Below are 1,022 nucleotides of genomic sequence, written 5' to 3' on the forward strand. Positions count from 1 at the left end.
CAACAACAACCACGGCCCGAATAACCAAGCCAACAGTAGCGCTAGGATACCAGTTACCGCCACAATCCCCTGACCGAGTTGCAGAGAAAACTCCCCTGCAGCCACTGGAAGATGGGGTTTATTAATCCGGTCAATCTCCACATCGTGCAATTGATTTAGTCCTACGATATAGACATTACCGCACAAACAAGCAATCCAAGCTCCCAGCAGTTGACCGAACCCTTGCCAAGTCCAACCACTGTTAGTCATGGACACAGCAATGAGATAGAGGGCAAAAATACTTAAACTCGTCCCAATAATCGTATGGGGACGAGAAAATTTCCAGAAACTGTACAGCCAAGCCGCTGGTTGCTGCAATAGATTAATCGAGGAAGGAGTAGATGCTTTAGAGGAAATCTGACTCATAGATCAGGTTAATAGTATTAGGGATTAGGGGTGAGAGTAATGGTTTTACTACATAATGCTTAGTGTAAGGGTTCTTAATACATAAGCATTCAGGGGTCAGCCGTCAGTCGTCAGCTTATTTTATTCAAAAGCTGTTCGGTTTAGCTTGGCCTACGGCCAATGGCTGATGGCTGATAGCTGATAGCTGATGGCTGATAGCTGATAGCTGATAGCTGATAGCTGATAGCTGATAGCTGATAGCTGATAGCTGATAGCTGATAGCTGATAGCTTACCTTAATCCCTAATCCCTAAAGCCCTACACCTGTACCGGCGTCCGATAATCTCTTCTCTCCTCGAAATTGCCTGCTGGTTCTTCCTCAAGATTGGTAATTAAACGAACCCCGCGCTTAAAGGTAAGGTAATGCCATGCCCACTGAATCATTACCAGCAACTTGTTATCAAACTCAATCAGGAAGAAGATGTGGATAAAAATCCAGGCCAGCCAAGCCAGGAAACCAGAGAACTTAACAAACCCCAAATCCACTACTGCGGCATTCCGTCCAATCACCGCTAAATTACCATAATCCTGGTAATGGAAATCCGCTACTGTCTCCTCCTTGAGGCGCTTCTGAATCAG

At 45.5% G+C, this 1,022-nt stretch carries 1 protein-coding gene and 1 pseudogene; both read right to left on the reverse strand.

Annotated features, from left to right (window positions below):
• Window positions 1-405: UbiA family prenyltransferase (locus tag F6K49_RS52810; protein ID WP_293111111.1), on the reverse strand; the 405-nt coding region annotated here is incomplete at its 3' end.
• 296 nt (window positions 406-701) lie between these two features.
• Window positions 702-1,022, reverse strand: a pseudogene (locus tag F6K49_RS52815) (NAD(P)/FAD-dependent oxidoreductase); the annotation flags it as partial.

It is taken from the genome of Moorena sp. SIO3I6, assembly GCF_010672095.1.